18 protein-coding genes and 3 pseudogenes are annotated in these 26,237 nt (G+C 74.0%); 16 read left to right on the top strand and 5 right to left on the bottom strand.

The window, feature by feature from the left end:
* Positions 1-9: 9 nt before the first annotated feature.
* Complete coding sequence (locus FF36_RS05595; protein ID WP_044883906.1) at positions 10-1,194, top strand: MarP family serine protease; 1,185 nt, start codon at positions 10-12, stop codon at positions 1,192-1,194.
* A 6-nt stretch (positions 1,195-1,200) separates the two neighbouring features.
* Here FF36_RS05595 and FF36_RS05600 read toward each other — a convergent pair whose 3' ends face one another.
* Both FF36_RS05600 and FF36_RS05605 read right to left on the bottom strand, forming a co-directional pair.
* On the bottom strand, positions 1,201-2,115 hold the full coding sequence (locus FF36_RS05600) for an alpha/beta fold hydrolase (protein ID WP_044883907.1): 915 nt from the start codon (positions 2,113-2,115) through the stop codon (positions 1,201-1,203).
* Positions 2,116-2,311: 196 nt separating this feature from the next.
* Positions 2,312-2,863: a phage holin family protein gene (locus tag FF36_RS05605; protein WP_236705743.1), complete on the bottom strand. Its 552-nt coding sequence runs from the start codon at positions 2,861-2,863 to the stop codon at positions 2,312-2,314.
* Between the two features lie 288 nt (positions 2,864-3,151).
* Between FF36_RS05605 and FF36_RS05610 the strand changes: the two genes are divergently transcribed.
* From FF36_RS05610 to FF36_RS41410, 9 genes and pseudogenes are all read left to right on the top strand, one after another.
* A complete protein-coding gene (locus FF36_RS05610; protein ID WP_044883909.1) occupies positions 3,152-4,222 on the top strand; it encodes a hypothetical protein in 1,071 nt (356 codons plus the stop codon).
* Between the two features lie 441 nt (positions 4,223-4,663).
* Positions 4,664-5,863, top strand: coding sequence for a septum site-determining protein Ssd (ssd, locus tag FF36_RS05615; protein ID WP_157871702.1), 1,200 nt, complete (start codon positions 4,664-4,666; stop codon positions 5,861-5,863).
* Complete coding sequence (locus FF36_RS05620; protein ID WP_242422315.1) at positions 5,854-7,116, top strand: TadA family conjugal transfer-associated ATPase; 1,263 nt, start codon at positions 5,854-5,856, stop codon at positions 7,114-7,116. The genes ssd and FF36_RS05620 overlap by 10 nt, the downstream gene beginning before the upstream one ends.
* Positions 7,113-7,832 (top strand): annotated as a pseudogene (locus tag FF36_RS37170) (type II secretion system F family protein); the annotation flags it as partial. The gene FF36_RS05620 and the pseudogene FF36_RS37170, both read left to right, overlap by 4 nt.
* A gap of 111 nt (positions 7,833-7,943) precedes the next feature.
* Positions 7,944-8,528 (top strand): type II secretion system F family protein, encoded by a 585-nt coding sequence (locus FF36_RS37175; RefSeq protein WP_277912824.1) that lies wholly within the window; start codon positions 7,944-7,946, stop codon positions 8,526-8,528.
* 54 nt (positions 8,529-8,582) lie between these two features.
* Complete coding sequence (locus FF36_RS05630; RefSeq protein WP_236705745.1) at positions 8,583-8,849, top strand: DUF4244 domain-containing protein; 267 nt, start codon at positions 8,583-8,585, stop codon at positions 8,847-8,849.
* A 27-nt stretch (positions 8,850-8,876) separates the two neighbouring features.
* Positions 8,877-9,335, top strand: coding sequence for a TadE family type IV pilus minor pilin (locus FF36_RS05635; protein ID WP_236705746.1), 459 nt, complete (start codon positions 8,877-8,879; stop codon positions 9,333-9,335).
* Complete coding sequence (locus FF36_RS05640) at positions 9,332-9,805, top strand: Rv3654c family TadE-like protein (protein WP_044883913.1); 474 nt, start codon at positions 9,332-9,334, stop codon at positions 9,803-9,805. Before FF36_RS05635 ends, FF36_RS05640 begins: the two co-directional genes overlap by 4 nt.
* A 166-nt stretch (positions 9,806-9,971) precedes the next feature.
* A pseudogene (locus tag FF36_RS41410) lies at positions 9,972-10,907 on the top strand (serine/threonine-protein kinase); the annotation flags it as partial.
* A 135-nt stretch (positions 10,908-11,042) separates the two neighbouring features.
* On the opposite strand, the pseudogene FF36_RS41415 reads toward FF36_RS41410, so the two are convergent.
* Positions 11,043-11,390: pseudogene (locus FF36_RS41415) on the bottom strand (hypothetical protein); the annotation flags it as partial.
* On the opposite strand from FF36_RS41415, the gene FF36_RS41420 reads away from it, so the two are divergent.
* Positions 11,328-12,329 carry a PASTA domain-containing protein gene (locus FF36_RS41420; protein ID WP_479686777.1) on the top strand — a complete coding sequence of 334 codons (1,002 nt, stop codon included), beginning with the start codon at positions 11,328-11,330 and terminating at the stop codon, positions 12,327-12,329. The pseudogene FF36_RS41415 and the gene FF36_RS41420 overlap by 63 nt on opposite strands.
* A 96-nt stretch (positions 12,330-12,425) precedes the next feature.
* Here the strand turns inward: FF36_RS41420 and FF36_RS05650 are convergent, their stop codons facing one another.
* Positions 12,426-13,250, bottom strand: a complete 825-nt coding sequence (locus FF36_RS05650) for a hypothetical protein (RefSeq protein WP_128423262.1) — start codon at positions 13,248-13,250, stop codon at positions 12,426-12,428.
* 112 nt (positions 13,251-13,362) lie between these two features.
* Complete coding sequence (locus tag FF36_RS05655) at positions 13,363-15,714, bottom strand: DEAD/DEAH box helicase (protein WP_044884007.1); 2,352 nt, start codon at positions 15,712-15,714, stop codon at positions 13,363-13,365.
* A 294-nt stretch (positions 15,715-16,008) separates the two neighbouring features.
* Here FF36_RS05655 and FF36_RS05660 point away from each other — a divergent pair, with 294 nt between their 5' ends.
* The 5 genes from FF36_RS05660 to tmk all read left to right on the top strand — a co-directional run bounded on the left by FF36_RS05660 (position 16,009) and on the right by tmk (position 26,218).
* Complete coding sequence (locus FF36_RS05660) at positions 16,009-16,350, top strand: STAS domain-containing protein (protein ID WP_009741728.1); 342 nt, start codon at positions 16,009-16,011, stop codon at positions 16,348-16,350.
* A 42-nt stretch (positions 16,351-16,392) separates the two neighbouring features.
* Positions 16,393-16,929: an ATP-binding protein gene (locus FF36_RS05665; RefSeq protein ID WP_044883915.1), complete on the top strand. Its 537-nt coding sequence runs from the start codon at positions 16,393-16,395 to the stop codon at positions 16,927-16,929.
* A gap of 561 nt (positions 16,930-17,490) precedes the next feature.
* Positions 17,491-19,830: a sodium-translocating pyrophosphatase gene (locus FF36_RS05670; RefSeq protein WP_044883916.1), complete on the top strand. Its 2,340-nt coding sequence runs from the start codon at positions 17,491-17,493 to the stop codon at positions 19,828-19,830.
* Positions 19,831-20,345: 515 nt separating this feature from the next.
* Positions 20,346-23,615, top strand: coding sequence for a type I DNA topoisomerase (topA, locus tag FF36_RS05675; RefSeq protein ID WP_044883917.1), 3,270 nt, complete (start codon positions 20,346-20,348; stop codon positions 23,613-23,615).
* 536 nt (positions 23,616-24,151) lie between these two features.
* Positions 24,152-26,218 carry a dTMP kinase gene (gene tmk / locus FF36_RS05680; RefSeq protein ID WP_242422319.1) on the top strand — a complete coding sequence of 689 codons (2,067 nt, stop codon included), beginning with the start codon at positions 24,152-24,154 and terminating at the stop codon, positions 26,216-26,218.
* Positions 26,219-26,237 lie beyond the last annotated feature (19 nt).

Here is a 26,237-nt window from a genome sequence, read left to right on the forward strand (position 1 = left end):
GNCCCCGCCGTGCCCAATGTGCTCGACGTCGTCCTGCTGGTGCTCGTCGTCCTGTTCGCGGTCTCCGGCTATCGACAGGGCTTCCTGGTGGGCGCCCTGTCGTTCGTCGGCTTCCTGGGCGGCGGAGTGCTCGGCGCGAAGATCGCGAAACCGTTCACCGAGCTGATCGGTCAGCAGGGCCACGGCGCGCTGGTCGGCCTGCTCGTCGTGCTCGGGCTCGCCCTGGCCGGCCAGGTCGCCGGCACGGCGATCGCGGTCGCGCTGCGCGATCGGTTGACCTGGCGGCCCGGTCGGGCCGTCGACGCCGCCGCCGGGGCGGTGCTCTCCGGCGTCTCGGTGCTGCTCGTCGCCTGGCTGCTGGCGAACGCCGTCGAACGCTCGCCCTTCGAGTCCCTCGCCCGGTCGGTCCACGACTCCCACGTGCTCGCGGCGGTGGACGCCGGCATGCCGGACGGGGTCCGCGAGACCTTTGCCGACCTGCGCCAGATCGCCGACGACAAGGCCTTCCCGGAGGTCTTCGCCGGCCTCGGGGGCGAGCGGATCATCGCGGCCGGCCCGCCGGACCCGACCACCACCCAGGCCGCCGGGGTGCAGTCCGCGGCGGCGAGCATCGTGAAGATCCGCGGCGTCGCCCGGTCCTGCGACCAGCGGGTCGAGGGATCCGGCTTCGTGATCGCCCCCCAGCGGGTCATGACCAACGCCCACGTGGTGGCCGGCGTCCGCCACCCGACGGTCGTGCTGTCCACCGGCACCCTGCCGGCCGAGGTCGTGGTGTTCGACCCGGACCGGGACGTCGCCGTGCTGCGGGTGCCGGACCTGCAGCGCCCCCCGCTGCGGATGCGGGCCAGCCCGCCGGCCGCGGCCGAGGAGCCGGCGGTCATCGCCGGGTATCCCCAGGACGGGCCCTACACCACCGTGGCCGCCCGCGTCCGCAACCACCAGCGGGCCCGGGCGGCGAACATCTACGAGCACGGCACCGTCGTGCGCGACATCTACGCCGTTCGCGGCCGGGTGCTACCGGGGAACTCGGGCGGCCCGCTGCTTGCCCCGGACGGGACCGTGCTCGGCGTGGTGTTCGCCGCGGCCATCGGCGACGATGACACCGGGTACGTGCTCAGCGCCGCCGAGGTCGCGCAGCCCGCCACGGTCGGCAGCGTCGCGGTGACGCCGGTCAGCACGCAGGGCTGCGACTGACGGTCCTCAGGAGTCGAGCCAGGTGAGCAGCTCGGCGTTGACGAGGTCCGGGACCTCCTCGTGCGGGAAGTGGCCGACCTCGCCGTGCAGTTTCCAGGTGTAGGGACCGCTGACGTAGCGCCCGGATCCCTGGGCGGTGGACGGCAGGAAGCAGCGATCGGCCGCACCGTGGATCTGCAGCGTGTCGACGTGCAGGGAGCGCCGCAGCACGCCGGCGAACTGCGCCCCGTCCGGCCGGAACAACGAGCGGAACACCCATCGGTGGTACTCCAGGGCACTGTGCGCCACACCGGGGATACGCATCGCTGAGCGGTAGCGCCGCTCCGCCTCGGCGTCGGGATAGCCGGGACCCCCCCACGCGCGCAGGAGGGCCGCGACCCGGACGGCATCCCTGGCGACCAGGGCACGTTCGGGACGCCAGGGCAGTTGGAAGCCCGCCATGTAGCGGCTCGCGGCGCCCTGGCCCCGCGGGTCCGCCGCGATCTGGTGACGCAGCCGCAGCGGGTGGGGCATCGCCAGAACGGCGAGGCGGCGGACGACCATCGGATGGCGGGTCGCCGTCGTCCAGCCGAGCAGTCCGCCCCAGTCGTGGCCGACGACGACGGCGTCCTGCTCGCCGAGCGCCCGGATGAGGCCGGCCACGTCGTCGGACAGGGTGAACGCGTCATAGCCTCGCGGCGGTTTGTCGCTCGCCCCGTATCCGCGCAGGTCCGGGGCCACGACGCGGTAGCCCGCCGCGGACAGCGCGGTGAGCTGGTGGCGCCAGGCCCACCAGAACTGCGGAAAGCCGTGCAGCAACAGGACCAGGGGACCGCGGCCGAGCTCGGCGACGTGCAGCCGGGTGCCGTTGGCGGACACGTCCCGATGCCGCCACGGCCCGTCGATCAGGACGCTGGCGGGCTCGGGAACGGTGTCCTCCATCGCCTGCCAGGATGGCAGACCACTCCCCACTGTGGGCCGGCGGTGGTCCGGTCAGGACGGGGCGTGACCGGGCTGGCGGCTGCTGCGGCGGACCGCTCCGGAGACTCCTCTCCGCGCCCCAGCGACCCCGGCGACCTGGCCGACCCCGGCGACCCCGGCGCCCCCGGCAACCTGGCCGACCCGGCCGACCCGGCGATCAGGAGGGGAGGCGGTGCGGGGCCAGCACCGCCCCGCCAGGCCCCGCCGGAGTGGGGCCCTGCGCGTCGCCTGAGACCGCCGGCCCCGCGGAGGCCACCCCGGATGCCGGGTTCGTCGGGGCGGCCGATGCCGATGCCGGTGTGGCAGTCGGATTGCGCAGCCAGGAGATGTCGTCCCGGACGGTCTGGATGGTCCGTTCGGGCGGGGAGAGCCGGCGGAACCTGCGGATCGCGAACAACGCCAGCAGACCGGCGACCACCAGGTACCCCGCCGCGGTGAGCAGGTACGACCAGTACCGCTCGACGCCGGCCCAGGTGATCAGCTCTCCCAGGAAGATCGTGACGGCGATCAGGGCACACAGCCCGAGCCCCGCCGCCACCGCAAGGCAGGCCACCCCGAGCGCGGCCGAGACGGCCTGCCGGGTCAGCTCGGCCTTGGCGAGGTCGATCTCCTGACGGACGAGCAGCGAGACATCGCGGGTGGCCAGCGCCACCAGCTCGCCCAACGAGGGCTCCCGGCCGTTGCGGGCCTTTCCGGCAGTAGTCGACACCCTTCGTCCTCCCTCTGGCCCGCGACCGGACCGGTGTGGTCGGGTCGCGAGGCCCATCGCCCCGCCCAGGGTGGTCCGCGCCGGCGGCGGACCGGGAGACCCGACCGGAGACACCCGGCCCGAACCTCTCGCCAGTCGCACCGCCGACATACCTCCCGGCGGACCGGCGCACAGTCCGCCGTTCCCTTTCCTGCTGCGCAGTGTCCCCCGGGCGGACGCTCCCAGGGGGAGAACGACGCGGTTGTGCTCGTGTGACGCCTCCGACGGCCGGCTGGGCACCGACTCCGGATGGCGCGGACGGGTACCGTGCCAACCGTGAACCCCCGCCCGTCCGGATCAGTCCTCGCCGCCGACCCGCTCGCCCGAGTCGCCGCCCTGCCCGGGGTGCGCGAGGCGGCGGACAGCGCCCGCGCGGCCGTCGACGCGCTGCTGCGGCACCGCATCCTGCGCCGGCAGAGCGCCGCCGTGACCACAGAGGCATCCCTGCGGGCGGCCCGCGCCTCGGCCGCCCTGGAGGGGCACGAGATCAGCCTGGAAGGGCTACGCGGCTACCTCTCGGGCGCTGGCACCGACGCGCGGCCCACCCCGGCGAGCGAGGGCCTGTTGGCTCCGGACCCAGCGGCACCCAACCCGGCGGCACCGGACGCGGCGGCACCGGACGCGGCGGCGCGGACGTTCCCGCCGGCCGTCGGTGTTCCGGCCGACCTTCGCTCCACCGACTCCCTGGACCTCTCCTCCACCGATCTGCCCTCCCCCGTCGTGTTGGGGACGGTCCGCCTCTACGCCGAGCTCGGGGTGCTCGGGCCGGCCTGGGAACGGGCACCCCGGCAGGCACTCGCGCGGATGCACGTCCTGGTGGGGCGCGGCTACCTGCCCGACGACCTGCTCGGTCGGCCGCGGGCCGACGCGGGCACCCGTGAGCTGCTCGACCCGCTTCGGCTCGGTCCGCCCCCGCACTCGGTCGAGACCTCCGTGCGGCTGGATGGCCTGACCGGGCTGCTCGTCACGCCGACCACGGCGCCGGCCGTCGTGGTGGCCGCCGTGGTGCACGGGGAGCTGTTGGCGCTGCGGCCGTTCGGCGCGCTGGACGGTGTCATCGCCCGGGCCGCCAGCCGGCTGGTCCTCATCAGCCGCGGGCTGGACCCCAAGGCCCTGACCGCCACCGACGTCGGGCATCTGGAAGTCGACCACATCGACGATCCGGGGGCGCCGGTCCTCGGCTACCGCGACGCCGCCGCCGCCTACGTCGGCGGCGGGGCGCAGGGGGTCGCGACCTGGGTTCTGCACTGCGCGAAGGCCCTCGAACTGGCTGCCCGGGAGTCCCTGGCTGTCTGCGAGGCGCTCGCTCGCGACACCTGATCACTCCCGCGGCCCTTCACCGGGCCCCCCGCTTGGGGGATGCGTCCCGCGATCGGCGGGCACGCCCCGAATTCGCACAAGGTGCGGTTTCACGTGGGCGCCCTCGGGTATCTCCTGGCATGTCGGACCTGGCGGCCGGAGAGCCGCGGGACCCGGCCCAAGACGGGCAGCCTCCACCTGGGCCATGTCCCGAGGCGACCCCCGCACTCCCCCCTGCGGGGGTCGCCTCGCCCATTCCGTCCTTCCCCTGTTCTGTCGTCGGCTCCGCCGCTTCCTCGCGGCCACCGACCGACGCGGCCCCGGGCAGCGGCGAGTTCCCGGCATCAGGCCAAATCCTCCATGACACCACGGCGAAGCCCTGTGGAGAGCGTTCATCCACAGGGCCCGCTTCGGCGCATGGTGGGCCACGTCCTCCCCCTCCGACCGGGAATCGAGCCCGCCATGCCCCCCGCCATGCCCCTGCTCACCCCCGCTGACGGCCGCGACGCGCGACCGCTGATCGTGACCGGCGTCCCGGACCTGCTCGACGACCTCCTGCGCCTGGCCGCGGCCGCCGGCGTCACGACGACGGTCGCCACCGAGCCGGGCGCGCTGCGCCGCGCCTGGGCGGCGGCGCCGCTGGTCGTCGTCGGCATGGACCGCGCCGAGGCGTGCATCGCCGCCGGCCTGCCGCTGCGCCCGCACGTGGTCCTGGTCGGCGGCCACGTCGAGGACGGCCGAGTCTGGTCCGCTGGTACCCGCATCGGCGCCGATCACGTGATCTTCCTGCCGGAAGCCGAGCTCTGGCTGATCGACGCCTTCGGTGATCTCGACGGATTCGGCCCACGCGAATCGGTGACGATCGGGGTGGTCGCCGGCCGGCGCGGCAGCGGCGCGTCGACGCTCGCAGTCTCGCTGGCGCTGTCGGGCCTGCGCCACGGCCTGCGCACAATGCTGATCGACGCCGACCCGCGGGGCAGCGGGGTGGCACCCGGCTTCGCCCGGCTCCTGCCGTCCGCGGCTGATCCCCCGCCGGGGGCCGCCGACCGGCGGCCGACGGATCCCCTCCCCCCGCCGGACACGGTGCCCCCGGGCAAGCTCGGCGGGAAAGCGCCCCCCTCCTGGTCGGGTCCGCCGGCGGGGCACGGTGACCTGGCGGTGGTCTCCTGGGATCTCGGTGTCGGGCCCGACGTACCGGTGGGACCGATGGTCACGCTGCTCTCGACGGCCCGGTCCACCTCGGATCTGGTGGTCGTCGACCTGCCCTGGCAGCAGGACCCGGCCGCCGCCCTCGCGCTCGGCTCCTGCCGGACGGCGCTGGTGGTGCTGCGGGCGGATCTGGCGTCCGTCATGGCTGCCGAGCGGGTCTGCGCGACGGTCGGGCGGCGGTGCTCGGACGTGCGAGCGGTCGTACGGCAACGCCAGTCGGCCGGGCTCGCCCCCACGGCGGTCAGCGAGATGCTCGGAGTGCCGCTGGCCGGGGTGATCGCCGATGCCCGCCGGCCACCGGCCGCGACTTCGGCCGGCGCCGACGCCCCGCGGAACGCCGACGCCCCGGGACCGCTCGGCGACCGGCTGCTGGCCCGGCTGGGGCTCCTCCGGTGGCCGACCACCCCGCAGGCGCCGGAAGGCCCGAGCACGGAGCCTCAGACATGGGCGTGACGGCCCGGCGGGGTGGCGGGCCGTCAGCCCGGGCCGGGCAACGCCGGGTGGCGGCGGCGCAGCCGGTGGCCGGGGAGCGGGCGGCGGGTACGGGGCGTCGGGAGGCAGCGGGCCCGCACGAGCCGGAGTCGGCGACCACGGAGCCCCGCGGCGCCGGCCCGCTCGGCGCCGGTCCGCTCGGCGCCGGTCCGCTTGATCCTTTCCTCGCCGATCCGGACGTCACCGACGTGCTGGTGAACGCCCCCGACGAGGTCTGGGTGGAGCGGCGGGGCCGGCTGGCGAGGACGCCGGTCACCTTCGCCGATGAGGATGCGGTACGCCGCCTCGCCGTCCGGCTCGCGGCGGCCAGCGGCCGGCGGTTGGACTCCGCCATGCCCTTCGCCGACGTCCTGCTGGACGACGGCACCAGGATGCACGCCGTCCTCGCGCCCACCGCCGTGCGCGGCACCTGCCTGTCCCTGCGGCGCCCCCGGCGCCGGCCGTTCACCTTTGACGAGCTCGTGCTCGCCGGCACGCTGAGTCCCACGGTGGCCGCGGTGCTCCACGCCGTGCTGCACGCGCGGCTCGCGGTCGTCGTGACGGGCGGCACCGGCACGGGCAAGAGCACGCTGCTCGCTGCCCTGCTGGGCGCGGTGCGCCCGGGCGAACGCATCGTCCTCGTCGAGGACACCGCCGAGCTCGCGGTGAGCCGCCCCGGCCTGGTCCGGCTGGAGGCCCGACCGCCCAACATCGAGGGCGCCGGCGAGGTGACCCAGCGCGAGCTGGTCCGGCAGGCGCTGCGGATGCGGCCGGACCGCCTCGTCGTCGGCGAGGTCCGCGGCCCGGAGGTGCTCGACCTCCTCGTCGCCCTCAACACCGGGCATGAGGGAGGCCTGAGCACCGTGCACGCCAACGACACCGCCGCGCTGCCCACCCGGCTGGAGGCGTTGGCCGCCCTCGCGGGGCTCTCCCGGGCGGCGGTACACAGTCATGTCGCCGCAGCCCTGCACGCGGCCGTCCACCTGCATCGGGATGTGGACGGCCACCGGCGGGTCCGGGCGGTCGGCGTGTTCCGCCGGGCACCCGACGGTCTGGTGCAGGTCGTACCCGCGTTGGTGGCGCCCCCGCCCACCGGCCGGCGGGGAGCGCCGCGGCGCGGCGAGGGGCCCGTGGCCGCGGAGGGGCTGCCGCTGCTGAGAAGCCTGTTGGACGCCCGCGGGGTGAGCCTGCCGGGGTTCCTCGACGCTGCCGCACCCGCGGGGAGCCTGCCTTGATCGCCCCGGCGGGCGTCGTGGGCCCGGTTGCCCACGCCCGCCGCCGCGGCCCGGGCGGGACCGGGAGGACCCGGCGGGCTGCGGCGGTCGCCGCAGCACCCATCGCCATGCCGGGCAGCGCCGTGCTGGGCATCGTCGCGGTGGTCGCGCTGGTCTCTGTGGTCGCGGTGACCGTCGGACCCGTCGCCGCGGCGACCGTCTGCGTGGCGCTCGGCTGCCTGGCACGGGCCGTCCGGCGGGAGCGGGCGCGGCGACGGCAGGCAAGGGTGCGGGCCTGCGCGGAGGACTTCCTCGCGGCCTTCGCGGCGGAACTCGACGCCGGCGGTCCGCACGGGAACGCCCTGCGCGCGGCCGCGCGCGGCATCGACGAGCTCGGTATCGCCCCCGACCACCATCCCGGCTGGATCCCGCTGGACCGGCTGGCCGACACACTCGCGGGACCGGACGACCCCGGGGTCACGCTGTGCCGCAACGAGGCCGGCGCCGTCCGCCAGCTCGGCATCGCCTACCAGGTCTGCACGATGGTCGGTGCCCGGCTCGCCCCCGTCACGACGATGCTGGCCACGCTCGCCAGGGCCGACGCCGTGCGGGCGGGGGAACTGGCCGCGGCGCTGGCCGGCCCGAGGTCCTCCGGGCGGCTGGTGGCCGCCCTCCCGCTGGCTGGGATCGCACTGGGCTCGCTGGCCGGTGCCCAGCCGCTGCACACGCTGCTCGCCNCCCCCGCCGGCAACGCCTGCCTGCTCGCGGGGGGCCTGGCGGATCTGGCGGGCCTGCGCTGGCTGCGGTCCTTCGCGGACCGCGTCGAACGGCGGGTGGCCCCGGTGGCGATGGACGCCGCCCGGACCGGTGGCCCGACCGGTGGCCCGACCAGCATCGCCTCCGGGCGCGAGCGGCTGCTCGCCGACCTGCCGCTGGCCCTCGACCTGATCGCGGCCTGTCTGCGGGGTGGCGGGACGGTCGTCTCCGCCATGGTGGCCGTTGGCGCCGCCAACGGCGGCGTGCTGGGCCGGGAGCTGCGCCGCGCCGCCGAGGAACTGGCGGCGGGGGCCGACGCGCTCGCCGCCTGCGACCGGCTGGTCGCTGCCACCGTCGCGAGCGGCCGCGCCGCGCGGCTGGCGCGGCTGGTGCGGCGCGATCCGCGCGCGTCGCCGGGATCACGCTGGACCGCGATGATGCGAGCAGCCGTCGCCGCCTTCGACCGGGCTCAGACGTCCGGGGCGAAACCGGCCGCCGCCCTCGTCCGGCTCGCCCAGCGGGCCCGCGACGAGGCCCACGCGGAGAGCATCGCCGCCGCCCGCCGGGCCGGCGTGCTGGCCGTCGCGCCCCTCGGACTCTGCTTCCTGCCGGCCTTCCTGCTGCTCGGCGTCGTCCCCGTCGTGCTCGGGTCCCTACCGAATCTGCTGCCGGCGTAGCCGCGCAGGCACCACCCGATCCAACCCTGCCCCGTTGTTCCGGAGGTGTCCCTGATGTTCCCGTCGAGGATGTTCCCGTCCCCGCCCCGCCTGCCCCGCCTGCCTCGCGGTCTGTTCGTCCGGGCCGCCTGCCACCGGATCCTCGCCGGTCGCCGCGGCGGCGCGGGCGGCCGCGACCTGGGGATGTCCACTGCCGAGTATGCGGTCGGCACGCTCGCCGCAGTCGCGTTCGCCGGTGTCCTCTACGCGGTCGTGTCGAGTTCCGCGACCCGCTCGCTGGTCTCGTCGGTCGTGCAGCGCGCGCTGACCGTCTCGTTCTGAGCGGCTCCAGTGCGATGGTCCGGGGCGGTGCCGTGCGGGCGCCGCGCACATCCCCTCCCCCATCCGCCGACCGTCGCCCGGCACCGGCGGGACATCACCCGCGGGGCGGACAGCGGTCAGGCGACCGCCGAACTCGCTGTGGGCCTGCCCTCGGTGTTCGTCGCCTTCTTCCTCGCGGCCTGGATGCTCGCGACGGTCGGCGCGCAGGCCCGGTGCGCCGACGCGGCGCGGGTCGGCGCCCGGCTCGCGGCCAGGGGCGAGGCGCAGGCGACGGTCTCCGCCGCGGTGACCCGGGCGGCGCCTCGCGGCGCGACCCTCCGGCTGCACCGCGATGCTGACCTGCTGGACGTCGAGGTCTCGGCGCCGGTCGGTGCCGCCGGCCTCGGGCGGCTGGTGCCGGCACTCGTCGTGACGGCGCACGCCGTCACTCCCGTCGAACCGGTCGCCTGCACGGCGCCGGACTGCGCGCCGCCGGGGCCACCGTGACCACGGATGGCCGCCATCCCCGGCCGGAGGGCCTCGCCGCCCCCGCGGCGACCGGGGAGCCGCGGGACGACGGATCGGCGACGGTGTGGCTGCTCGCCGTCCTGTTCGCGCTGCTGTCGCTGGCCGGACTCGCCTTCACCGTGACGGTGATCGGCGCGTCGCGACAACGGGCCGCGACAGCCGCCGATCTCGCGGCGCTCGCCGCGGCCGCCCTGCCCCCGGTCGACGAGCAGGCCGTGTGCGCGCGGGCCCGGGAGATCAGCGCCGCCAACGGGGCCCGCCTGGTGGACTGCCGCATCGTCGCCGACGCGGTGGAGATCGCCGTCGGCGTGCACCTGCCGGCGGTGATCGGCAGGCTGGGCGATCTCAGCGTCCACGCCCGGGCCGGCCCATGGGGCGGCGCGGCCGGCGCCTACCTGCCGACGTCCCAGGAAGCGAATGGTCAGGAGCGGGCCCCCGCTCCGTCCTGACCGCTCCGTCCTGACCGCTCCGTCCTGACCGGTCCGGGCGTCCGAGCTGGCGTGTGTCACGTTCACGACAGCCCTGCCCCGTTTCCGCAACCGATGGGGATCGCCCCGCGTCGATGACTCCGCAATGGCGTGCCGCCCGACGCGCCGACCGGAGACCGGAGGTCGCATGGACGGATGCCGGAGCGCCGAGAAACCATCGTCCGCAGCCCCGGGTTCTCTGGGCGGCCGCGCCGCGCCGCCGACCAGCCCGCGCAGCGGCGATGGTCCGCCGGCGGACGGGCCACCGCTGACCGCTCCCCCTCCCGAGCTCGCCGGCCGGTCGGAGGTGGCTGCGTTGCGGCCTGGGGATCCGTCCGAGCTGGCCGGTTACCGCGTTGTCGGCCGGCTCGGCGAGGGCGGGATGGGCACCGTCTACCTGGGCCGCACGCCCGAAGGACGGCTCGTCGCGATCAAGGTGATCCGGGCCGACATCGCCGCCGTTCCCGCGTTCCGCGCGCGGTTCCGCCGCGAGGCCGAGGTGGGCCGCCGCGTCGCCCGGTTCTGCACGGCGGAACTTCTCGACGCCGTCGACCCGCCGGACGGGCAGCCCTTCATCGTCACGGAGTTCATCGACGGCCCCACCCTGGCAGAGGCGGTGAGCACCGGCGGACCGCTGGGCGCCGCGGACCTCGAACGGGTCGCGGTAAGCGTCGCCGCGGCGCTGACCGCGATCCACGGGGCCGGTCTCGTCCACCGCGATCTCAAGCCGTCGAACGTTCTGCTCTCGTCGTTCGGGCCACGCGTGATCGACTTCGGCATCGCCTACGCGGCCGACTCCACCCGCGTCACTCAGGATTCGATCGTCGGCACACCGGCCTTCATCGCGCCCGAGCAGATCCGCGCGGACGGCATCACCAGCGCCGCGGACATCTGGGCCTGGGGCGGTCTGGTGGTCTTCGCGGGCACCGGGCATCCCCCGTTCGGGGCAGGCCCGGCCGCCAGTCAACTGTTCCGGATCATGCAGACGGATCCCGATCTGGAAGGCCTCGGTCCGGCTCTGGGCGCCGTCGTACGGCAGGCCATGAACCGCGATCCCCGAGCCCGGCCCACCGCCGACGAGCTCCTGCGACGCCTGGTCACCCTCGGCGCCGCGGTACCTCCGCCTGCCGGCGCGGCACAGGACAGCGCCGCACAGGACAGCGCCGCACAGGACAGCGCCGCACAGGACAGCGCCGCACAGGACAGCGCCGCACAGGACAGCGCCGCACAGGACAGCGCCGCACAGGACAGCGCCGCACAGGACAGCGCGGCACAGGCCGGCAGCCCCGCCACGGTGGGCCCGGACCTGACCGCGCTGGAGCGCCTCGTCACGGACGCGGCGCTCCCGGGCCTTCAGGAGCTCCTGGAGCCCTCGCAGGTACCCGACCCGCGGGCCGTCCCACCGCATCCGGAGTCCGCCGCGCCGCGACCTGAGCGCTCGGCACCCGCCGAGGCCACACCGCCCGTCCGTAGGGCCTTCGCGTCCACGCGGGTGCTTGTCGCCGTGGCGCTCGGCGTACTGGTCACCCTGCTCGGTGCCTGGCTCGTCGTCCAGGCGGACGGGCATGACCGGACCGCCGCCGGGACATCCAGGCAGACGGACACCACTGTTCCGGACGATCTGATCGGGCTCCCGTTCCACGAGGCGGCGACCCGACTGCGCGCGGCCGGGTTCCGTGCCATCCGGGAGGAGACGCGCGCCGACGCCCACCCGCGCGACAGCGTCCTCTCCGTGAATCCGGTGAGCGGGTCGCGGGCCGACGCATCCACCACGGTGACGTTGGTCGTCTCGACCGGGCCGACGAACGCGCAGGTCACGATCCCCCAGGTCGTCACGCCGGGCGCCGGGCCGGACGATCAGGACGACCCGACCACCATCCCCGACATCGTGGGACGCGGTGCCGACGCGGCGGAGCAGGAACTGCGCACCGCCGGGTTCACGAACATCACCAGAAGTTACCGGTCCGCTGACCAGCCTGCGGACATCGTCCTCGCGGTCGACCCGACCAGCGGCACCCGGGCGAGCCGGAACGCGGCCCTACGGATCGATGTGTCGACCGGCCCGGGGCACACCACGATCACCAACGTCGTCGGCTGGTCAGAGGTAGACGCACGGTCCAGCCTGGAGACCGCCGGGCTGACCGTGGTGACCCGGACGGACTCCGGTCCCTCGGGCGTGGGGCCGGGTCTGGTCGCGAAGGTGCAACCGCCGGGCAACACTCAGGTCGCCTACGGAACGACGGTCACGATCACCGTGGTGAGCCGCCAGGTCACGGTGCCCGACGTCGTCGGTCAGGATCGCGCCACGGCCACGGAGACGCTGCGCGGCCTCGGTCTCGACGTCGTCGAGGAGCCCCGGCCGGGAAGCGAGGCACCGGGGACGGTCGTCTCCCAGCAGCCCCGGGGGGGCGTCGTCGCCCGCGGCACGGCAATCACGATCATTGTCGCGCAGGCGCAAGCGCCCGACCACACCCCGGCATCCACCCCGCCGGCTTCCCCCTCCTGACCACTGTCTCCGAGTGCAGCAGCACGTCCACGGCCGGGCCGCCCCCCGGGTCGGCACGGCGGGCACCTGCCTGTCGACGTCCCAGAAAGCGATTGGTCAGGAGCGGGCCCCCGCTCCGTCCTCAACGGTCTGGTCGGCCGAGTCCTGGTCGCGGGTCTCCCGTCGGCCCAGGTCCGCGACGCGGGCCACGATCCGGTCGCCGCGTCGCGGATGGGTGTTCGTCCGCAGCGGCGCGCTGGACCCGGCGGACGGCGGATCGGTCGCCGGGTTGTCCGAGGCCGGCGGCGTCGGCGGGGTGGGGACGCGCACGGCGGACCGCACCGGCGCGGTCTGCCGGACGTCGCCGGACCAGGTGGGCGAGGTGTCTGCGCCATGCGCAGGGACAGTCTCCGCGGCCGGCCGGGGCTCGAAGACCGGGCGAGCCTCGGAAGCCGGGCGAGCCTCGGAAGCCGGGCGAGCCTCGGCGGCGGGCTGCTTCGCCGGAGTGGGGCTCTTGGCGAGGGTGGGGCGCTTGGCGAGGGTGGGGCGCTTGGCGAGGGTGGGGCGAGTCCGCCGGGGTCCGTCGGGGGTCCGCTCGTCGGGGCGCCCGGCGGCCGGGCGCGTCGCCGCGGGCGCGGACGGTGCAGCGCCGGCCGGCACCGGTGCGGAAGGCGCCGGAGCCGTGCGGATCGCCGCCAGCTCGCGCGCCCGCTGCCGCTCGACCCGCCGGCGGTGCCGGTCCCGTGCCAGGCCCTGCAGGGTCAACTGCACCCCCGCGACGACCAGCACCCCGGCGGCGAGACCTAGCACGAACAGGCCCCAGATATCGAAGGAGAGGGACTGCCCCATGATCATCACATCTGTGTGGCCGTCGTTCTCCAGCACCAGATCGGCGGTGAAGACCCCCGCTACCAGCAACAACACGACACCGACGGTTACCACCGGTACCTCCAGAACCATGGACGTGGGCGAAACTGGCCGCGAAGAGCCGATGGGCTCGGCCTACCCGTCTTTGGTCATGGCGGAACCGCACGGGCGCAGTGTGATCCGCGGTTCAGCCGACCGCACCGGTCACCGCGGTGAGAAGGCGCCAGGCGGCGGCCTTGTCGAGCGGCTCGTTGCCGTTGCCGCATTTCGGCGACTGCACGCAGGACGGGCAGCCGGCCGGGCATTCGCACGCGCCGATGGCGTCCCGGGTGGCGGCCAGCCAGTCCCCGATGCGCAGGAATCCCCGTTCGGCGAATCCCGCGCCGCCGGCGTGGCCGTCGTAGACGAACACGCTTGTCCGGCCCGTGTCCGGATGCAGGGCGGTCGACACCCCACCGATGTCCCAGCGATCGCAGGTGGCAAACAGCGGAAGCAGGCCGATGGCCGCATGCTCGGCGGCGTGCACCGCGCCGGGCACATCCGCGGACTCGATGGCGGCGCCCGCGAGCAGGCCGTCGGTGACGACGTACCAGACGGCGCGGGTTCGCAACTGCCTCGGCGGCAGGTCCAGCGGCTCCTGGCCGAGCACCTCGCCGGTCGCGACGAGCCGTCGCTGGTAGCCGACGACCTGACTGGTGACCTCGACCACCCCGAGGTGCACCTCCACGTCGGGCAGGACGCGCGATCGCGACGACTCGACGATCCGGATGTCGGTATGCTCGCGCGCGACCGTCGTCCACTCCGGGGACTCCTCGTGGACGAACGCCACGGATTCGGGCAGGTCCAGGTCGTCCACGACGAAGCTCGAGCCCTGATGGAGGTAGACCGCACCGGGGTGCACCGCGGAGTGCGCGGCGGCCGCGTCGACCGTGCCCAGCAGGCGCCCGGTGGACGTCTCGACGATGCGGACCGGAGGGCCCCCGGCCCCCCGGATGTCCACCTCCGGGCGGCCCCGCTGGGTCCAGAACCAGCCGGTGGGCCGGCGGCGCAGCCGCCCGCGGCGGACCAGGTCGTCGACGACGCGCGCCGCCGCCGGGCCGAACAGGCCCAGGTCCGCTTCGGTGAGCGGCAGCTCGGCAGCGGCGCACTCCAGCTGCGGGGCGAGCACGTAGGGGTTGTCCGGGTCGAAGACACAGGCCTCCACCGACCGGCCGAACACCGCCTCCGGATGGTGGACAAGGTACGTGTCGAGCGGATCGTCCCGCGCGACCAGCACCGCCAGCGACCGCTGCCCGTCCCGGCCGGCCCGGCCGGCCTGCTGCCACAGCGAGGCGAGGGTGCCCGGAAAGCCGGCGGTGACGGTGGCGTCCAGGCCGCTGATGTCCACCCCGAGCTCCAGCGCCGACGTCGTCGCGACTCCGAGCAGGTCCCCCGCGCGCAGCCGCCGTTCCAGCTCGCGGCGCTCTTCCGGCAGGTAGCCGGCCCGGTAGGCCGCCACCCGGTCCGCCAGGTCCGAACCGATCTGACCCAGCTCGCGACGGGCGGTGACCGCCACGACCTCCGCCGACCGCCGGGACCGGACGAACACCAGGGTGCGCACGCCGTCGGCGACGAGATCGGCGAGCAGGTCAGCCGACTCCGCGGTGACCGACCGCCGGACCGGCGCGCCGTTCTCACCGGCACCGCGCGGCTCGCCAGGGGCACCGCCCCCCTCGCGCTCGGCCTGCCGTCGCCACAGCAGCGGGGGCTCGTAGAGCACGAAGTCCATCGGGCCTCGGGGTGCGCCGTCGTCGTCGATCACCTCGACGTCGACGCCGGTGAGCCGCCCGGCCGACAGCCCCGGGTCGGCGGTGGTGGCGGACGCCAGCAGGAACACCGGCTGCGACCCGTAACGCGCGCAGACCCGCCGCAGCCGCCGGATCACCGCGGCGACGTGCGCGCCGAACACGCCGCGGTAGCCATGGCATTCGTCGATCACGACGAACCGCAGGCCCCGAAGGAACCGCGCCCACCGCCGGTGTTGGGGCAGGATCCCGCGATGGAGCATGTCGGGATTGGTCAGGACGAGGCCGGCGTGGGCCCGGACCCAGTCCCGCTCGGCCGCCGGCGTGTCACCGTCGTAGGTGGCGGCCCGGACCCCGGTGAGCCGCAGCGCCCGCACCGCCCGAAGCTGATCATGGGCGAGCGCCTTCGTCGGCGACAGGTAGAGCGCGCGGGCGCCAGGCTGCGTGAGCAGCCGCGACAGGACCGGCATCAGGTATCCCAGCGACTTCCCGGAGGCCGTGCCGGTGGCCAGCACGACGCTGCGGCCGGCATGGGCGGCTTCGGCCGCGGCCGCCTGGTGCGTCCACGGTTCGTCGATCCCGGCGGCGACCCACCGCCCGCGCAGCACCGGGTCGACCCACTCCGGCCAGGACGCCCGCCGCCCCGGCCGGGCGGCAACCGGCTCGACGTGCGTCATGCACTGCGCCCGCCGCGCGTCGCGGCGAAGCCCGGCGAGGACCGTGTCCGCGCCGCCGCTGTCCGCCGGCGAACCCACGACCGACGAGGATATGCGCCGCGGTACCGCCGACGACAGGACGATGGGCGATCCACGGGCCACCACCCGACGGACCNCCCGTCCCGCAACCGCGACTCGACGCGGCCGACCAGCCCCGCCTGGACAAGATCAGGGATAGATTCCAGCAGACGTCATCGACCACGCCGCCGAAATACCGGGGCACCGCGATCTGTGTCGCGGCCCACCGGATTGATCCTCCTCGTGGGAGGGTAATGGCGCCGTGATGTCGGTCGCCCGAAGCGCGGGACGGCCGGAGGCACCCAAGGAGGATCCGTGGACCTGTCCCTCACGACTCGCCAGGAAGGCAACCACACGGTCGTCGTGGTGGGCGGCGAGATCGACGTGTACACCGCACCGAAGCTGCGCGAGCAGCTCATTGATCTTGTTTCCGGGGGCTCTTACCACCTGGTCGTCGACATGGAGGGCGTCGAGTTCCTCGACTCGACCGGCCTCGGAGTCCTGGTCGGCGGCCTCAAGCGGGTGCGCGCGCACGAGGGTTCCCTGCGGCTGGTCTGCACCCAGGAACGCATCCTCAAGATCTTCCGGATCACGGGTCTCACCAAGGTCTTCCCGATCCATTCCTCCATTGAGGAAGCGCTCGCCGCCAGCGAGTGAGTGAGCCGGACATCACGCCTTCGGAAAGGCAGGCACCGCCGTATGCCCACCGTTGAGCTGCGGTTCGCCGCCCTGAACGGACATGTCCGCACGGCGCGGATGATCGCCACAGCGGTCAGCCGCCGGGCCGGGGTTCCCGCCGGAGCCGCCGACGAGATCAAACTTGCGGTCACGGAGGCATGCGCCCGCGCGGTGCGGGTGAACCGCCGGCATGCGCCGCAGGCGCCGGTGCATGTCGCGCTCATCGACACGCCCGACACCTTCACCATCACTGTCGCGGACTGTGGGCGCACCGGTGACGAGGTCGCGCCGGGTCCCGACGGCGGCCTCGTCACCGCCTCCACGCTGCTGGACCTCGAACCCGAGGCCGCCGACCCGCCCTGGTGGTCCGAGCCGTCCGACGACGACTCGGCCGAGGACAGCGCGGGGTTCCCGCCGGGCCTCGGGCTCGCCCTCATCGAGGGACTGGTCGACGAGGTCGAGATCAGCCGCGGACCCGACGGGGTGGGTACCGTCGTGGCGATGACCTGGCACACGGGCGTCGACGTCGAGGCCGCGCCCTACAAGACGGCCCGTTGACCTCCTCTCCACCCGGAAGCTGATGGGTGGAGTTTCCCGTCTGCCACGCCGTGGTCGGCGTGGGCTTCGGGCGGGCTCCCGCTCCGTGGTGCGGCGTGGGGACGGGTGCCGCTCCTCCCCCCGCGCCACGGGCGTTCGGGTCTCCGCCTGTCCGGCGGCGACCGTGTGTTCTTCGGTCTGGATGTTCCCACCGCCCGGTTCTCGCGGGCATGTTTCACCCTTTACCGGGATGAATAGGAACAAACGCGCAACCTGGCACCGAATATTCGAACGCAGCCGACTCGGCAGGTGGCCGCAGAAAAAGCAGCGCACGTCACAGTCGTGTGGATAGACTCCGCCGCATCTCGCGGACGGTTGATTCATCCGTCGGAGATCCCCTTGTGCTCCCCGTGAGGCCTGCCGGAAAGCGTCGAATTCGGGACGAATCCGGCCGATCTCACTCCGGGCGTCGCCAGATGCGGCGCCCGACCGCCACCGTCTCCATGCCCAGGTGCCGCCGGAACCGGCACCGATGAGCCATCGACACGCGCGGAGGGTGCACGGAGTAGACCGGGAGGAGCCATGTCCCCGACCCGCGCCCTGCAGTCCCAGGGCACTGGAATCGACCTTAGCGGCAACGCCCTCGGCCTGGTCGCCGGTGTGGCGATAATCGCAGCCCTCGCGCTGCTCGTTGCCGGCTACCTGGTACGGGAGGTGTTGGCCGCCAGCCCCGGAACCGCGCGGATGGTGGAGGTCGGACAGGCGGTCCAGGAAGGCGCGGCCGCCTACCTCAGACGGCAGTTCAAGACGTTGGCCGGCTTTGTCGTCGTCATTCCCTTTGTCCTCCTACTCCTTCCGGCCGACGATACCGGCGCCAAGATCGGCCGGTCGGTCTTCTTCGTCGTCGGCGCCCTGTTCTCGGCGCTCGTCGGCTTTGTCGGGATGTCGCTGGCGACCAGGGCCAACACCCGCACGGCGGCCGCGGCGATGAGCCGTGGTGAGAAGGCCGCGGTCCGCATCGCCTTCCGGACGGGCGGCGTCGTGGGCATGTTCACGGTCGGTCTCGGCCTGCTCGGCGCCGCCGTCGTCGTGCTCGTCTTCCGGGACACCGCGCCGCAGGTGCTGGAGGGATTCGGCTTCGGGGCCGCCCTGCTCGCGATGTTCATGCGGGTCGGCGGTGGCATCTTCACCAAGGCCGCGGACGTCGGAGCCGACCTGGTCGGAAAGGTCGAGCAGGGAATTCCGGAGGACGATCCGCGTAACGCGGCGACGATCGCCGACAACGTCGGCGACAATGTGGGCGACTGCGCCGGGATGGCCGCGGACCTGTTCGAGTCCTACGCGGTGACCCTGGTCGCCGCGCTGATCCTCGGGGTGAGCGCCTTCGGCGAGCGGGGGCTGGTGTTCCCGTTGCTGATCCCGGCCGTCGGGGTCGTCACGGCGGTCATCGGCATCTTCGCGGTATCGCCGCGGGCCGGCGATCGGAGCGGGATGGCCGCGATCAATCGCGGCTTCTTCCTCTCCGCGGTGGTGTCGGCGATCGGCGTGGTGATCGTTTCGGTGCTCTATCTGCCGACGGACTTCGCCGGGTTCCCGGGGCTCGAGGCCAGCACCCAGTCGGGCAATCCGCGGGTCATCGCGATCAGTGCCGTTCTCATCGGCATCGCGCTCGCCGCGGCCATCCAGTTGCTCACGGGATACTTCACCGAGACGACCCGCCGGCCGGTGCGTGACGTGGCCCAGGCGTCGCTCACCGGTCCGGCCACGAACATTCTCGCCGGCATCGGCGTCGGCCTGGAATCCGCCGTCTATTCCGCCCTGCTCATCGGGGCCGCGGTCTTCGGGGCCTACCTGCTCGGTTCGGGCAGCGTCACGATCGCGCTGTTCGCGGTCGCGCTGGCAGGCACCGGACTGCTGACCACCGTCGGCGTCATCGTCTCGATGGACACCTTCGGTCCGGTGAGCGACAACGCCCAAGGCATCGCCGAGATGTCCGGGGAGATGGACGAGGCGGGCGGCGCCATCCTGACCTCGCTCGACGCCGTGGGCAACACCACAAAGGCCATCACGAAGGGCATCGCGATCGCCACCGCCGTCCTGGCCGCGACCGCGCTGTTCGGGTCGTTCACCGACACGGTCACCAATGCTCTCGGGGACGCCGGTGCCCGCCCGGAGACCGGCCGAGGGACGGTCGGCGGACTGAACATCGCGTATCCCGACGCGCTGGTCGGGCTCGTCATCGGCGCGGCCGTCGTCTTCCTGTTCTCCGGGCTCGCCATCAACGCGGTGGGCCGGGCGGCCGGGCGAGTCGTGATGGAGGTGCGCAACCAGTTCCGCACCAGGCCCGGAATCATGACTGGCAGCGAGAAGCCGGACTACGGCGCGGTTGTCGACATCTGCACCCGAGATTCGCTCCGTGAACTGATTACCCCGGGGACGCTGGCGGTCCTCGCGCCGATCGCGGTCGGCTTCGGCCTCGGTTACCCGCCCCTGGGGGCGTTCCTCGGTGGGGCCATCGCCGGCGGCGTCCTGATGGCCGTGTTCCTGGCGAACTCCGGCGGCGCGTGGGACAATGCGAAGAAGCTCGTCGAGGACGGAAACTACGGCGGGAAGGGCTCGGAGGTCCACGCCGCGACGGTGATCGGCGACACGGTGGGCGACCCGTTCAAGGACACCGCCGGGCCGTCCATCAACCCGCTGCTCAAGGTGATGAACCTGGTCAGCCTGCTGATCGCGCCGACGGTGGTGAAGTACTCGGTCGGCACCGACCGCAACACGCCGCTGCGCATCGGCATCGCCATCGCCGCGGTCGCCGTCATCGTGGCGGTGATCGTCGTGTCCAAGCGGCGCAACTCGATGATCTCCGGCAGTCCGCCGGTCGCGCAGCCGACGACCCCGAGCCCGCAGGAGATCAACGTCTGACGGCAGTCCGGTCCCGCCGGCCGGCCGGCACGAGATCCGCTCCGTGCCCGCCGGCCGCCCCGGAACATCGTGATCCCGGCCCGGCCGTGCGACCGGTCACCGGCCCGGCCGGGGCGCCGAGACGAGCATCCGGACTCGGTCACCGGGCGTAGCATCGACGCGCCTGAGATCGCGGCTTCATACCACCATGGCGCACCCTCGTGCGGGCCCGGTCGGGCCGTTCAGGCGTCATCGGGTGAGCCATGGGTAAGCGTCGGGCTACCGGGGTCATACCCGGACGGGAAGCTCCGCGGAATCCGACAGCGGCGTACGGTGCTGCGAGGCACCGCTTGCACACCGGCGGCCGCCGCTCGCCCGATCAGCGCCCGCCGGACGACCGTTCGCCGGGCCACGCCAGGTCCAGCACCGAGCTCCGCCCGAGCAACATCCGCCATATCCGGGATCTACGCTCCGGAGAGTCGACCTACGCTTCGCCCACCGGTCATCGCACCGAGCACGCCGCACCGAGGAGAGAAGTGCCACCGCGCACGAAGACGACGACACGGACGACCGCGCGGTCAGCCGCACCGGTCGCCGAGCCCGGCGAGCCCTCCGGGACCGGCTCCACGCCGAGCCCGAGCGCGAGCGCGGCCCCGACCGAGGTGCCCGCCACGCGTCCGAACGGCCGGGCGGCCGCAGGCCGAGCCGCCCCGGGACGCCGGGCGGCCGGCCGGTCGACGACCGGTTCGAGCGGCGCCACCGGTGCCGCGCCCGAACCGACCCCCGGCTCGGGCACCCGCCTGGTGATCGTGGAGTCCCCGGCCAAGGCGAAGACCATCGCCGGCTACCTCGGGCCGGGCTGGCAGGTCGAGTCGAGCATCGGCCACATCCGCGATCTGCCGCGCAGCGCCGCCGATGTCCCGGCCGCGCACAAGGGCAAGCCCTGGGCCCGGCTCGGCGTGGACGTCGACAACGACTTCGAGCCGCTCTACGTGGTGACGCCGGACAAGAAGCTGCAGGTCAGCAAGCTCAAGGCGTTGGTGAAGGAAGCCAGCGAGCTCTACCTCGCGACGGACGAGGACCGGGAGGGCGAGGCGATCGCCTGGCACCTGCTCCAGACGCTCAAGCCGACGGTGCCGGTGAAGCGGATGGTGTTCCACGAGATCACTCCGCAGGCGATCCGCCGCGCCGTCGACAACCCCCGCGAGATCGACGAGAACCTGGTCAACGCGCAGGAGACCCGGCGCATCCTGGATCGCCTCTACGGCTACGAGGTCTCCCCCGTGCTGTGGAAGAAGGTCATGCCGAGGCTGTCGGCGGGCCGCGTCCAGAGCGTGGCGACCCGGGTCCTGGTCGAGCGGGAGCGGGCCAGGATGCGGTTCCGCGCCGCGGAGTACTGGAACATCGAGGGCCTGTTCGGCGCGACGGTCGCGCGCCAGGGCTGGCCGGCCGGAAGCGACGGGGCCGACGCGGCCGCGGCCGACGCGGGCGTGGAGCGCACGCCGCTGCCGGCGACGCTGGTCGCTCTCGACGGCAACCGGATCGCCACCGGCCGGGACTTCGCCCCGACCGGCGAGCTGACCACGTCCGGCGTGACCCGGCTGGACGAGGCGGGCGCGCAGGCCCTCACCGACCGGTTGGCGCAGGCCGCGTTCGCGGTGCGCTCGGTGGAGACCAAGCCGTACCGCCGCTCGCCGTACCCGCCGTTCATGACCTCGACGCTGCAGCAGGAGGCGGGCCGCAAGCTGCGGTTCTCCAGCCAGCGCACCATGCAGATCGCGCAGCGGTTGTACGAGAACGGCTACATCACCTACATGCGCACCGACTCGACGAACCTGTCCGAGACGGCGCTCACCGCCGCCCGCAGCCAGGCGGAGAGTCTCTACGGACCGGAGTACGTCCCGGCCAGCCCGCGTACCTACACCAAGAAGGTCAAGAACGCCCAGGAGGCACACGAGGCGATCCGGCCCGCCGGCGACCACTTCCGCACCCCCGGCGAGGTTCGCGGCGAGCTCGACGTCGACTCCTACCGGCTCTACGAGCTGATCTGGCAGCGCACCGTCGCCAGCCAGATGGCCGACGCCCGGGGCACGAGCGCCACGATCCGGCTCGGCGCCACGTCGTCGGCCGGGGAGAACGCGGAGTTCTCGGCGTCCGGCAAGGTCATCACCTTCCCCGGCTTCCTGCGCGCCTACGTCGAGGGCGCCGACGACCCCGACGCGGAGCTGGAGGACCGGGAGCGGCGCCTGCCCGACGTGCGGCAGGGCGACCCGCTGGCGGTCCGCTCGCTGACTCCCCGCGGACACACCACCAGCCCGCCGGCCCGCTTCACCGAGGCCAGCCTGGTCAAGACGCTCGAGGAGCTCGGGATCGGCCGGCCGTCCACGTACGCCTCGATCATCGGCACGATCCAGGACCGCGGCTACGTGTGGAAGAAGGGCTCGGCGCTCGTGCCGAGCTTCGTCGCCTTCGCCGTCGTCGGCCTGCTGGAGGACCACTTCGGCCGGCTGGTGGACTACCGGTTCACCGCGACGATGGAGGACGACCTCGACGACATCGCGGCCGGAACCTCAGCGTCCACCGACTGGCTGACCCGCTTCTACTTCGGCACCGGCGACGGCACCGATCCGGCCACCGCGGCCGGGCTCAAGCACCTCGTCAGCGAGCGGCTCGGGGAGATCGACGCCCGCGAGGTGAACTCGATCCCGCTCGGCGAGGCCGACGACGGCACGACGGTCGTGGTGCGCGTCGGGCGGTACGGCCCCTACGTCCAGCTCGGGGAGGGCCGGGCCAGCGTGCCCGACGACCTGGCCCCGGACGAGCTCACCGTGGCCCGCGCCCTGGAGCTGCTGGCCGCCCCGAGCGGCGACCGGGTGCTGGGGGTGGACACCGCCACCGGCGCGACGATCACGGCCAAGGCCGGCCGGTTCGGCCCGTACGTCACCACGGACACCGACCCGCCGCGCACCTCCAGCCTGCTGCGCACGATGTCGCTGGAGACGCTGACCCTCGACGACGCCGTGAAGCTGCTGACGCTGCCCCGGACGCTGGGCGCCGGTGCGGACGGCGAGGAGGTGACCGCGCAGAACGGGCGGTACGGCCCCTACGTGAAGAAGGGCACCGAAAGCCGGTCGCTGGAGTCCGAGGATCAGTTGTTCACGGTGACGCTCGAGGATGCACTGGCGCTGCTCGCGCAGCCCAAGGCGCGCGGACGCCGCCAGGCCGCCCAGACCCCCCCGCTGCGCGAGCTCGGCAACGATCCGGCCAGCGGCAAGCCGATGGTCGTCCGGGAGGGCCGGTTCGGGCCCTACGTGACCGACGGCGAGACCAACGCGAGTCTGCGCAAGGGCGACGCCGTCGAGTCGATCACGGACGCGCGCGCCGCGGAGCTGCTCGCCGACCGCCGGGCCCGCGGTCCGGCTCCCGCGAAGCGAGCCGCCCGAGGCACCGCGAAGACGACGGCTACGAAGAGCGGCGCCGCGAAGTCCACGACGGCGAAGTCCACGACCGCAAAGTCCACGACGGCAAAGTCGACGACCGCAAAGTCCACGACCGCAAAGTCCACGACCGCAAAGTCGACGACCGCAAAGTCGACCGCGGCGAAGTCCACGACGGCGAAGACGGCCGCCAAGTCCGGCACCACCGCCAGGGACTCGGCGGCGAAGACGGCCACGAGCAGGGTCGGGGCGAAGGGCAGCGCGACGCAGAAGGCCGGCGAGGAGCCTGCAGCCACCGGGTCATCCGCTCCTGACGACGGCGGTGGCGCCGCGGGAGCGACGTCCGGTGGCACCCGTCGGACGGGCTGATGGCCTCGCCGATCCGTCCGGCTCACGGGCCGGTCGACGCGGCGGGGGACGGCTCGGCGGCGACGACCGTCGGATCCGCCACGGTCGGCTCCACCACGACCATCTCCGCATCCCCCACGACCCCGCCTCCTGCCCCCTCGGCCCCTTCCCCGACGGCCCCTTCCCCGACGAGCCCGGCCCCGACGAGCCCGGCCCCGACGAGCCCGGCCCCGACGAGCCCGGCTCTCCCGAGTGCGGATGCCCGGCCGACGGCGGACCGGGGCTCGGACGGGAGCGGCTCGACAGCGGCGTCGGGGGACGGCGCCAGCCCCGACGACGGCGGCCCACCCGGTGACGACGGCGGCCCACCCGACGATGGCGGCCCACCCGGTGACGGCGGCCCACCCGGTGATGGCGGCCCATCTGGCGCCGACCGGCCGGCCGACGAGCAGAGCGCCGACCGGCCGGGGATCGCAGACCGCGGCGTCGAGGGGCAGGCCGGCGACGGCGGCGCGGGTCGCCGCCGTGGCAGCGGCCGACGGCTGCGGCTGGGGCGCATGCCAGGCCGGCATCCGGTCACGACGGTCCCCTCCCCGCCGCCCAGAGCAAGCAGCGCGGCCGGCGACGACAGCGACATCCGCGCCGTGCTGCGGATCCCCGAGTTCCGCCGGATGTGGATCCAGCTCAGCCTGTCCAGCCTGGGCGACTGGATGGGCCTGCTCGCCACGACCGCGCTGGTCACCCAGCTGCAGAACAGCTTCTCGGGGCAGGCGTACGCGATCGGCTCGCTGCTGATCGTCCGGCTGATGCCGGCCCTGATCCTCGGACCACTCGCCGGTGCGCTCGCCGACCGGCTGGATCGCCGGCTGACGATGGTCGTCACGGATGTGATCCGCTTCGGGCTGTTCGTCTCGATCCCGATCATCGGCACGCTCGAATGGCTGCTCATCGCGTCGTTCCTGGTCGAGGCGGTCACCCTGGTCTGGGCTCCGGCGAAGGACGCCAGCGTCCCGCACCTGGTCCCGCGGGAGCGGCTCGCCGCGGCGAACACGCTGAGCCTGATCATGACCTACGGTACGGCCCCACTCGCCGCCGCCATCTTCACCATGCTGGCGACGATCTCGCGGACGCTGGGCTCCAGCGTCTCGTTCTTCCGGGACTCCTCCGTCGATCTCGCGCTGTACTTCAACGCGGCGACCTTCCTCGGCTCGGCCATCGTGATCTGGGGACTCAAGGACATCGGCCGGGCCGCCCGCCCGGAGACCGGTCCCGAGCCCGGTTTTCTGGCCTCGATCACCGAGGGTTGGCGCTACGTCGGGCAAGACCGGTTGGTCCGCGGGCTGGTCGTGGGCATCCTCGGCGGATTCGCGGGGGCCGGGTGCGTGATCGCCCTGGGCCGGCTCTACGTCGGGATCCTCGGTGGCGGTGACTCCGCATACGGAGTTCTGTTCGGAGCGGTGTTCATCGGGCTGGCCGGTGGGATGGCGGCCGGGCCGAAGCTGCTCGGGGACTACAGCCGGACCCGCCTGTTCGGCGTCTGCGTCACCGGCGCAGGCATCACCCTGGTGGTCGTCGCGATCATCCCGAACCTGGTCATCGCCTGCATCCTGGTGATGGCGGTGGGGGCGTTCGCCGGGGTCGCCTGGGTGACCGGGTACACGCTGCTGCAGGCCGAGGTCTCCGACGAGCTGCGGGGACGGACCTTCGCCCTGGTGCAGTCGCTGGTGCGCATCGACCTGCTGGTGGTGCTGGCGGCGGCACCCGCCCTCGTCGGCCTGATCGGCACGCACGGCATCCACCTGTGGGGCGACATCACCGTGCGGGCGGACGGCGTGACCGTCGTCCTGCTCGGCGGGGGCCTGCTCGCGGTGGCGGTGGGGCTGTTCGCCTACCGCCAGATGGACGAGCGGGTCGGGGTCGCGGTCTGGCCGGAGCTGTGGAACGCGATGCGCGGCCGGAAGCCGACGCCGACGCGACCGCGTCACGCCGGCCTGTTCGTCGCGGTCGAGGGAGCCGAGGGGGCCGGGCGATCCACCCAGGTCGAGCTGCTGCGGTCCTGGCTGGCCGCCAGCGGGCGTGAGGTCGTCGTGACCTCCGGTTCCGGCGGCACGACAATCGGCGCGAGGCTGCGGGAGCTGCTATTCGACCCCTCGACGCGCCTGCACGCCCGTACCGAAGCGCTGCTCGCCGCCGCCGACCGCGCCGAGCACGTGAGCCGGGTGATCGAGCCGGCGCTCGCCCGGGGCGCCATCGTCATCACGGACCGCTACGTCGACTCGTGGATCGCCTTCCAGTGCGCGAGCCGGTCGGTCGATACCGCGGAACTGGCCGTGCTGGCCCAGTGGGCCACCCACGCCCTCGTTCCCGACCTGACCGTGCTGCTGGACCTGCCTGCCGAGCTCGGGCCGCAGCGCGAACCGGCCGACGGACCGGCCGAGGAGGCCGGAGTCGAGCTGCTCGCCTACCGCGGACGGGTGCGCGACGGGTTCCTCCGGCTGGCCCAGGAGGAGCCCACGCGCTACCTCACCGTCGACGCGAACCGCCCCCGGGAGGAGATTCACGCCGAGATCCGCGCGGTCGTCGCCAGCCGGGTGGAGCGCCGGGCCATGCCCCTGGGGGTCTGAGCCGGGCGGCGGGCGGGGG

This window comes from Frankia torreyi (assembly GCF_000948395.1).
GTDB lineage: Bacteria > Actinomycetota > Actinomycetes > Frankiales > Frankiaceae > Frankia > Frankia torreyi.

Coding starts and splice junctions, on each gene's coding strand:
- FF36_RS05600 (WP_044883907.1), bottom strand. CDS start 2,115: ATGGAGGACACCGTTCCCGAGCCCGCCAGCGTCCTGATCGACGGGCCG.
- ssd (WP_157871702.1), top strand. CDS start 4,664: ATGCCCCCCGCCATGCCCCTGCTCACCCCCGCTGACGGCCGCGACGCG.
- tmk (WP_242422319.1), top strand. CDS start 24,152: ATGCCAGGCCGGCATCCGGTCACGACGGTCCCCTCCCCGCCGCCCAGA.
- FF36_RS05665 (WP_044883915.1), top strand. CDS start 16,393: ATGCCCACCGTTGAGCTGCGGTTCGCCGCCCTGAACGGACATGTCCGC.
- FF36_RS05620 (WP_242422315.1), top strand. CDS start 5,854: ATGGGCGTGACGGCCCGGCGGGGTGGCGGGCCGTCAGCCCGGGCCGGG.
- FF36_RS05630 (WP_236705745.1), top strand. CDS start 8,583: ATGTTCCCGTCGAGGATGTTCCCGTCCCCGCCCCGCCTGCCCCGCCTG.
- FF36_RS05610 (WP_044883909.1), top strand. CDS start 3,152: ATGGCGCGGACGGGTACCGTGCCAACCGTGAACCCCCGCCCGTCCGGA.
- FF36_RS37175 (WP_277912824.1), top strand. CDS start 7,944: ATGGACGCCGCCCGGACCGGTGGCCCGACCGGTGGCCCGACCAGCATC.
- FF36_RS05670 (WP_044883916.1), top strand. CDS start 17,491: ATGTCCCCGACCCGCGCCCTGCAGTCCCAGGGCACTGGAATCGACCTT.